At 70.7% G+C, this 8,138-nt stretch carries 3 protein-coding genes and 1 pseudogene; 3 read left to right on the top strand and 1 reads right to left on the bottom strand.

Annotated features, from left to right (window positions below; translation table 11 throughout):
• Nucleotides 1-322, top strand: a pseudogene (locus ABZV00_RS29625) (hypothetical protein); the annotation flags it as partial.
• A 465-nt stretch (nt 323-787) separates the two neighbouring features.
• Entirely contained in the window at nt 788-1,414 is a 627-nt protein-coding gene (locus ABZV00_RS29620; RefSeq protein ID WP_355612120.1) for a replication-relaxation family protein, read from the top strand.
• On the opposite strand, the gene ABZV00_RS29615 is transcribed toward ABZV00_RS29620, so the two are convergent.
• Nucleotides 1,395-1,589 carry a hypothetical protein gene (locus tag ABZV00_RS29615; RefSeq protein ID WP_355612117.1) on the bottom strand — a complete coding sequence of 65 codons (195 nt, stop codon included), beginning with the start codon at nt 1,587-1,589 and terminating at the stop codon, nt 1,395-1,397. The genes ABZV00_RS29620 and ABZV00_RS29615 overlap by 20 nt on opposite strands.
• A 760-nt stretch (nt 1,590-2,349) precedes the next feature.
• Between ABZV00_RS29615 and ABZV00_RS29610 the strand changes: the two genes are divergently transcribed.
• Nucleotides 2,350-8,133 carry an AAA domain-containing protein gene (locus ABZV00_RS29610; RefSeq protein ID WP_355612114.1) on the top strand — a complete coding sequence of 1,928 codons (5,784 nt, stop codon included), beginning with the start codon at nt 2,350-2,352 and terminating at the stop codon, nt 8,131-8,133.
• The last annotated feature ends 5 nt before the right edge of the window (nt 8,134-8,138 follow it).

Below are 8,138 nucleotides of genomic sequence, written 5' to 3'. Positions count from 1 at the left end.
GTCTGACCAGCGGTGGCGATGGAGGGATGTCCGGCGGCCCACCAGCCCCACAGGGCCAGGCAGCCGGGTCCCGGACCGACGGGCCGAGGACACGCCGGTCCGGGACCGAGGCCCGGGGATCACTGCGCTGGTCCCGGCCGCCCGGACCGCCGCCCGCACCCTCGACGCCCACGGAACACCCCTGTCCCGCAAGGCCCTCGCCGGACAGCTGCGCGCGGACGGGCACCAACTGTCCAACGCCACCGCCTCAGCACTCGTGCGCGTCCTGCGCGGCGAGAGCACCCCACCCGCGCCGGACCTGTCACACCGGGAGGCCGCGTGACAGAACCACAATCTGCGACCTCTGTCAGCCATAGCCGTCGCCGTGAGACCAGCACACGGGTCTGTCAGGAAGCCCGTCTCCTGACAAAACCTGACCCGACCTGGCAGAGCGAACACCGGCCCGCCCGTCACGGCAAGGCGAGCAGTGCGCACCTTGCTCTCCATCCCCCTGTTCGGATCCTCGAAGGAGCAACACGCATGCTGACCCAGCTCAGCGACCCTCACCCGCGCCACCAGAGTCGTCACCGACCTGCGGCGCACTCGCTGTCAAACCACTGTCAAGGCGGAACCGGTGTGGCCGGCCGTGTCGACGTCGGTGTCGGTCTCCGTTGCACCGTCCGCCTTGATCCTGACCCCCAAACCGACCCCCCGATCCCGCCTACAGCCCAGGTCAGGTCCCCTTTCAGGAGTGCGGGCCGGCTCCAGACACACCCTCATGTGTGGGGTGTCCCCCCAGGGGCCGCCCATGCGTAAACCGCTACCGGCTGCGGACCCGCTGCTGCGTCTACAGGCCAGCATCACCGCCCGCGACGACCGCCTCCTCGGCTGGCTCTACGACCACGGCGTCCTCACCACCGACCAGATCGGCGCCGCACTGTTCCCGTCCCTGGACTTCGCCCAACGCCGACTACGCCGCCTCACCGTCCTGCATGCGACAGACCGGTTTCGACCCAACCGGGCCTACGGCGGCTCCTACCCATACCACTACGTCCTGGACCAGCTCGGCTACGACCACGTCCACGCCCAACGCGGACTCGGACGACCACGCCGGGACCAGGCCCGCCGCCGAAAGCAATCCCTCACCGGCCGGCCGGACCTGCCGCACCTGCTCGGCGGCAACCAGGTCTTCATCGACCTCGCCGCCCACGCCCGCACCCACCCCAACACGGCCCTGGACCGGTGGCAGCCCGCGTCCTCCTTCCAGGAGCCCGGCGTGTTCTACCGCAGAGGCGCCAACCCGCAGATGATGGTCCACGGACCGGCCGCGAACGCCTCGACATCCTCACCGAGAAATCGCCAAGTACGAACGGCTGGTCCGCCTCAGCAACTGGACGTGGCCAGTCCTGTTCCACCTACCCTCCGCCCGCCGTGAGGCGAACCTGCACCACCGCCTCGCCGAGGTCGGTCCGCAGGCGATCATCGCCACCACCACCGCCGAACTGCGCGCCGCCACCGGCGCCAGCCCCGCCGAGCAGGTGTGGCAGCTGTCCGGCTTCGGCGCTGGCCGGCACCACCTCATTGACCTGCCCTACACCGACACCGCCCACGGCGCCGAGTTACCCAACCTCGCCGAGCCCGGCCGGAGCGGGCGGGCCCCCTGATGGGGCGGCGGGGCAGACGGGACGCGTCGCGCGGTGTAGGTGGCCCATACGCCGCCCCGCGCGCCCACACCCGCCACCTAGTACGCAGCGAACGCCGCGCGTCGTATGGCCCCGAGGGGCGGGACAGGGGCGCGGGCTGCAGGTCGCCAGTGCAGCGCCCGGCGTACCTCAACAGCTCTCACGGACCTGTCAGGGTCGGCCTCCGGCGACAGAACTGGCGACCGCCCTACACTCCCAACAGCCATCCTGGGTGACAGATCCTATGAGCGGCACACGACGTCGCGCTTCGGGTAGTGCCGGTCCACCTGATCGGCGGGAAGGCTATCCGGCATCCCGCTTGTCGTCATCCCACCGCGCGAGTGCGAACTCATGGGGCGCTTCGGGCAGTCGATCGTTCCTGCTCAAGCCGTCGTCCCGCTCGAAGTTCTGACGGTTGGGGGATCCCGTCGGCAGGACCGGTGCGGGTAGTGTGCGGGGACCGCCACGGGGAGGTGGGGCATGATGCGCGTCGGGTGGGGATGCACGAAACGGCCGGGCAGGGCCACGTAATGCCGGCGCCGCGACTGAGGCGAGGCATGCGCCGCCAGGCGTTCCGGCGTTGCCGCCGGATGGCCCCACGTTGAGTTTTCCTGGCCCGCCTGGACGGTCGACAGATCGGGCCAGCCGCCCATCGGATTCCACCTGCTCCAACCATCGAAGGTGATTCATGCTGTCCCGCTCCACGTCCTCGGTCGAGTCGCCGTCGCTGATCCTCGACCGGGCCACCTCGCTGGTCGACTACCTGATGGCCGTGCGGGCGCAAATGGAGAAGCCCGCCCGGACGGTCCCCACCGCCGGCGCCTTCTGGCAGCATGCGTTCCCCGATCACCAGGCCTGCGAGGTCGGTGTCTCTGCCGACGGCGCCAGCTGGCTGCGGGTGGGGCTGCCGGCGCCGGCCCGGCCGCTGCGGGCGCCCGCGCAGTTCGCGCCGTACCTGAACGGCCCTCTCGGGTACGGCACGGAACCCCGACTGGTCGGCGCGGAGGAGGAGATTGAGCCGCTGCGGGCGCGACTCGAGGCGTGGCGGGAGCAGGAGTGGCGGCCATGGGCCGAGCAGGCCCGGCGCATCGAGGAGGTACGCCAGCTGCACCGCAGTCTGTTCGACCTGAAGCATCGGGTCGACATGAACGCGGCTTCGGACGAGCTGGTCTGGGGTCACGGCGTCATCCGGACGGAGGTCGCCGGGCACCGGGTGCAGTACCCGCTCATCGTCACCCCGGTGGCGATCGAGTTCGACGCCGACCGGTCGTTGGTGACGGTGGTGCCCCAAGGCGCGGCCCGGTTGCAGACCGACCCGCTGAGCGGACTCGACGAACGCTACCTCGCTCAGCTGCTCGCCCTCGCCGGCTCCGGCGGCCAGCTCGACCTCGACGTGTGGGACGAGTTCACCCGCCGGGAGTTCCTCGAACGTGCGCTGCGCCGCCTCGGCCAGGACCCGGTCGTCCGGGACGCCGACCAGCCCGCCCCCACCGGCTCGCATGTGCACGACACCGGCGTTCTGTTCACCCGGCCGCGGCAGCGGATGCTGCGCCGCTTCCTGGAACAGCTGCGCGCCCGGTTGCTTGCGGGCGACGACGCCAGCATCGGCGCGCTCGCCGCGATCCTTGCGCACGAACCCAGCAAGCTGCAGATGCCGCAGGACCAGCCGGAACGTTGGACGCCGCTGGGTGAGCGCCTGCTGATGCCGCTGCCCACCAACGAGGCGCAGGAATCGATCGCCCGCCGGCTCGCCCAGCACCGCAACGTCGCCGTGCAGGGCCCGCCCGGCACCGGCAAGACGCACACCATCCGCAACCTCATCTGCCACCTGATGGCCCACGGCAAGCGGGTGCTGGTGGTCGCGCAGAAGGAGGACCCGCTGCGGGTCCTGCGCGACGGGCTGCCGCAGGAGATTCAGTCGCTGTGCCTGGCTGTGCTGGGCCGCTCCACCGACCAGCTCGTGCAGCTCCAACTGGCTGCCCGCGAACTCTCTGACCGCGGGGCGACCCTGGACAAGCGGAGCGAACAGCAGCGGGTGGACCGGCTGCGCCGCCAGCTCGAGGAGGCCGAACGCGATCTGGGTCAGGCCCTCGGCGGCCTGCGCACCATGGCCGAGAATGAGGCCGCCCACCACGAGATCGACGGCATCGGGCTCTCCCCGAGCGATGTCGGCGTCTGGTTGCGCGAACGGGCCGAGCGCTACGGCGACATCCCCGACGACCTGCCACCGCACCTCAAGGCGCCGCTGAGCGCCGACGAGTTCACCGAGCTGCTCGACATCGCCCGGCGTACCGGGAAGCAGGATCGGCTGCAGGCGCTGCGCCACCTGCCGACGGCGGCCGACCTGCCACCGGCGGCGGCCGTCCTAGGCGACCGACGGCGGCTGGACGAGGCAACCCGCGAGCTGAACCAGCTTGCCGCCGCCGGCGTGGCCCTGCCGCAGGTCCGCGCATTCGGCCCGCAGCCCCTCGACGACCTCGCCGCGCAGCTGCGCGAGGCGCTGACCGTGCTGGCCGCCCGGGAGGGTTCCTGGACGGACCGGCTCGGCACCCTGCTCCAAGCCGACCCCAACTGGCAGCAGATGTGGCACGACCACGTCGAGGCCTGCCAGCGGGCCCTCGGCGAACTTACCGCCGCCACCCGGGTCATCGCCGGCCACCAGGTCACCGTGCCCGACGCTCACCTGGCCGAGCCCCGCCGCCTGCTCGCGCAGCTCGGTGAGCTGCGGCAACGCTTTGCCGCCGGCAAGGGCGTCAGCCGAGTCTTTCAGGGCACCCTGGCCAAGCTCGCCGCCGACTGCCGCATCGACGGGGAGATCCTGCGGACCACCGACGACGTCGATATCGTCGTCGCCTACGTCGGACGGCAGCGGCTGCGCCAGGAGCTGACCACCCGCTGGCAGGAGTGGACCCAGCCGCTCGAACTCACCATCCCGGCGGCGGCGAACCCCGAGACGTGGGCCGGCCGGCTGCTCGCCGAGGCCGGATCCGCTCTCGACTGGGACCGCCGCCGCTGGCCGGCGCTGCACGCCACCCTGCGCGGTCTGCTCCCGACCATCGCGACCACCGTGGACACCCAGCGGTTGACCACCATCATGGACCTGGTCACCCGCTGCGCCACCGTCTTCACCAATGACCGCCTGGTCGCCGCCGAACGCGAGGTGGCTGCCGCGCTTCAGGCCGGCATGTCGGGTACGGATGCCAGCGAGCTGTGGCGGCTGCTCGACCTCAGCCGGCAGAGCGCCGACCTCGATCGCTGGGACTCGTACCTCGACGAGGTGCGCCGGCTCGCCGCGCTGCGTCCCGACGCGCAACGCTTCCGTGAGCTGTCGGCCCGGCTGCGGGAGGCCGCGCCCGCGTGGGCGGCGAGCATCGACGACGGCACGGCGCCCACGCTCGCCGACAACGGCATGGACTGCCTGCACCGGTGGCAGTGGCGGCAGGCGCAGACCTGGTTCGACACCGTGGTCGGCAGCATCGATCCGGTCGCCCTCGGCCGGCGCGTCGAGCAGATCCGGGACCGCATCCGCCGCCTCACCCAGGAACTCGTCGTCGCCTCCTCCTGGCTGGAGGTCTCCAAGGCCCTCGACGACCGCCGCCGGGCGGCGCTCGCCGACTGGACCACCGCGCTGCGCAAGATCGGAAAGGGTACGGGGAAGAACGCCGCCCTGTGGCAGGCCCACGCCCAGCGGGCGATGAGCGCGGCGGTGGACGCCGTACCGGTCTGGGTCATGTCCGTGGACCGGGCCATCGAACAGTTCGCCGGTGGCGCCCACTTCGACGTGGTGATTGTCGACGAGGCGTCCCAGGCGGACGTGTTCTCGCTGCCCATCCTCAGCCTCGCCGAGCGGGCCGTGGTCGTCGGCGACGACCAGCAGATCGGTCCGCAGCTGTCGTTCGTCGGCGCCGTCACCGGCCTGATCAACTCGCACCTGGTCGACGTGCCGTCGGCCGAGCATTTCGACCCGGAGAGCAGCCTCTATGACCACGCGGTCCGCCGCTCGCCGGAACGCATCCTGCTCACCGAGCACTTCCGCTCCGTGCCGGCTATCATCGGCTTCTCCAGCCAGACCTACTACGGCGGCGAGATCGAGCCGCTGCGCACCGACCGCCCCGCCGGCATCGGCGACCCGGTGATCGCGGTGCACGTGCCCGAGGGCATCCGGCAGGACCTCACCACCTACGGCAACGTCAACGTCGCCGAGGCCGAGGCCCTGGTCGCACGGGTCGCAGCGATCGTCGCCGACCCCGCGTACGCCGGCCGGACCATCGGCGTGGTCAGCCTGCTCAGCACCAGTGGTCAGGCCCTCTACCTGCTCACCCGGATCCGCGAGACCGTCGGCGAGGAGGAGATGGAACGCCGCCGTCTGCGCGTCGGTGACTCGTACACCTTCCAGGGCGACGAACGTGACATCGTGCTGGTCTCCCTGGTCGTGTCCCCGCACCAGGGACCCGTGTCGGCGTTCACCAAGCGCGACCACCACCGCCGAGTCAACGTGGCCGCGTCCCGGGCCCGCGACCAGCTCTGGGTCTTCCACTCCGTGCAACCCGCCGACATGCGCGAGGACGACGCCCGCGGCCTGCTGCTCACCTACTGCCAGAACGTCACCGTCGCCGACGAGGCGTACGACGACCTGGCGAAGAACTGCGACAGCGACTTCGAACGCGCGGTGCTGCGCCGCATCCTGCTGCGCGGCTACCGGCCGCTGCCGCAGTTCCGCATCGGCAGCTACCGGATCGACTTCGTGCTGCCCGCCCCGGACGGCCGCCGCCTCGCGATCGAATGCGACGGCGACGCGTACCACGGGCCGGAGCAGTGGGAGAGCGACATGCGCCGCCAGGCGGTGCTGGAGCGGGTCGGCAACTGCGTCTTCGTGCGGATCCGGGGAAGTGTGTTCAGCCGGGATCCGGAGGCGGCGATGGAGCCCTTGTGGCAGCGGATCGACGAGGTGGGCATCACGTTCGCTGCGCCGACCGTCGTGTCTCCGCCGGATGGCCCCGCGGGCCGGACCGTCAACTCCATGTTGGTCGTGGATGGCGTTGCGCGTGAGGCTGAGGAGGCCTTGCCTCTGGACCCGCATGTGACTGCGACTGAAGGGCCGACGACCGCTGGGCGCAACGTGGTTGCTGCTTGTGACGAATCAGCCCCGGATCGTGTTGACGGGGAGGCCACTGCTGGCGACCCTGTGGCAGCGGAACCCCGCTCGGCCGTCGAGGTTCGGGCGCTGGACGACTTGCCGGATGTTGAGGCGATGATCTCTCCGACGCCGGCCGAGCCGGCCTTGACACCTGGGAATGATCCTCCGGCCCTTCCGGAGGGCGAGGGCGAGGGCGATGGCGAGGAGGACTCCTCGGCATCGAATGAGCCGGCGCATCAGCCCACACCGCTCGTTGAGCTCCCTGCACTGGATCAGCTGCCCGACGGGCCGCCGTCGCACCCGGGGGACCTGGCCACGCAACCTCTGTCCTCCACGGCGTCGCTTCAAGAGGCAGTAACAGATCCGGATGCCGGACGACCCGTTGAGCCCTCTCTGCTCCTCCCGACCGCCAGGTTGGGCTCCCTGCCAGCGACGTCCGCCGCGATCCACATCAAGGATCCGGGCCCTCCGGTGCTTGTGCCTGCTGGATACGAGAACGTTGCATGGCTGCGGCCGTACGAGGCTCAGGCTGCCATTGACAGCTACCAGCATCGCCGCGACATTCCCATCCGGCACGACGGCAAGGTTCTCGGGTGGGCCAGGTTCCACCCAGGCACCTCGGCTGAGGCTCGAACCCATCGGGCAAATGTCAGGATCGAGCGGGCCGGCCCTGAGGGCCCTGACGTGATCTGCTGGGTGCGCCAGAACGAGGCGAAGGCCGTCATCGAAGCCGCCAGCATCAGGCGGAGTGTCTCCTGGGAGGACCGTCGGGGCGGTCTCGGGGGGTTGGTCCAGTACTTCTCTCCTGCCAGCCCTGCCGCAGTCCGACACCGGAGTGTGACGCGTCTGCTGCGCTTGGCGGACAGCGACGCGATAGATCTCGGCGACAGGGATGACCAGGTCACTGCAGAGCCGATCGAGGGCTTGAACCCGGAGCCGCCGCGCCGACCGACGAGTCAGAGCGTGGAACGGTTACCTCAGACCCGCCGGCTCCCGGCCGACGCATCCGCGGCAGGGGTGACCGACCAACGGGGGCTGGAGCGAGCTTTCCACCAGGCGATGGTCCGCATCCTCGTGCGGGCGCGCGACGAGGCCAACTACCACCCGACTCTTCTGCTGAGGATGGTCACCGAAAAGGGGGGACCCGCCGCCGCTCGACAGCTACTCCGCAACCCGGTGGTTTCTGACGGCTTTACCGCCCTGTGGGAGCGGGGCCGCGTGGATCTGACGGCGGAGGCCCTCGCGCTGCAGCCGGAGTTCCAGTCTCTCTTCACCGAGGAAGAGCTGGCAGTGGCCAGCAGCCGGGTCGAAGAGGCATGCTCGCACAGCTCCTGACCTCG

The organism is Micromonospora sp. NPDC005173, from assembly GCF_040608515.1.
Lineage (GTDB): Bacteria > Actinomycetota > Actinomycetes > Mycobacteriales > Micromonosporaceae > Micromonospora.
The sequence above is the reverse complement of the archived record's forward strand: the minus strand, read 5'-3'. Positions and strand labels throughout refer to the sequence as shown.

Bases quoted from the DNA above. Each gene is read 5' to 3' on its own strand.
- ABZV00_RS29620 (WP_355612120.1), top strand. From the start codon at position 788: ATGCGTAAACCGCTACCGGCTGCGGACCCGCTGCTGCGTCTACAGGCC.
- ABZV00_RS29610 (WP_355612114.1), top strand. From the start codon at position 2,350: ATGCTGTCCCGCTCCACGTCCTCGGTCGAGTCGCCGTCGCTGATCCTC.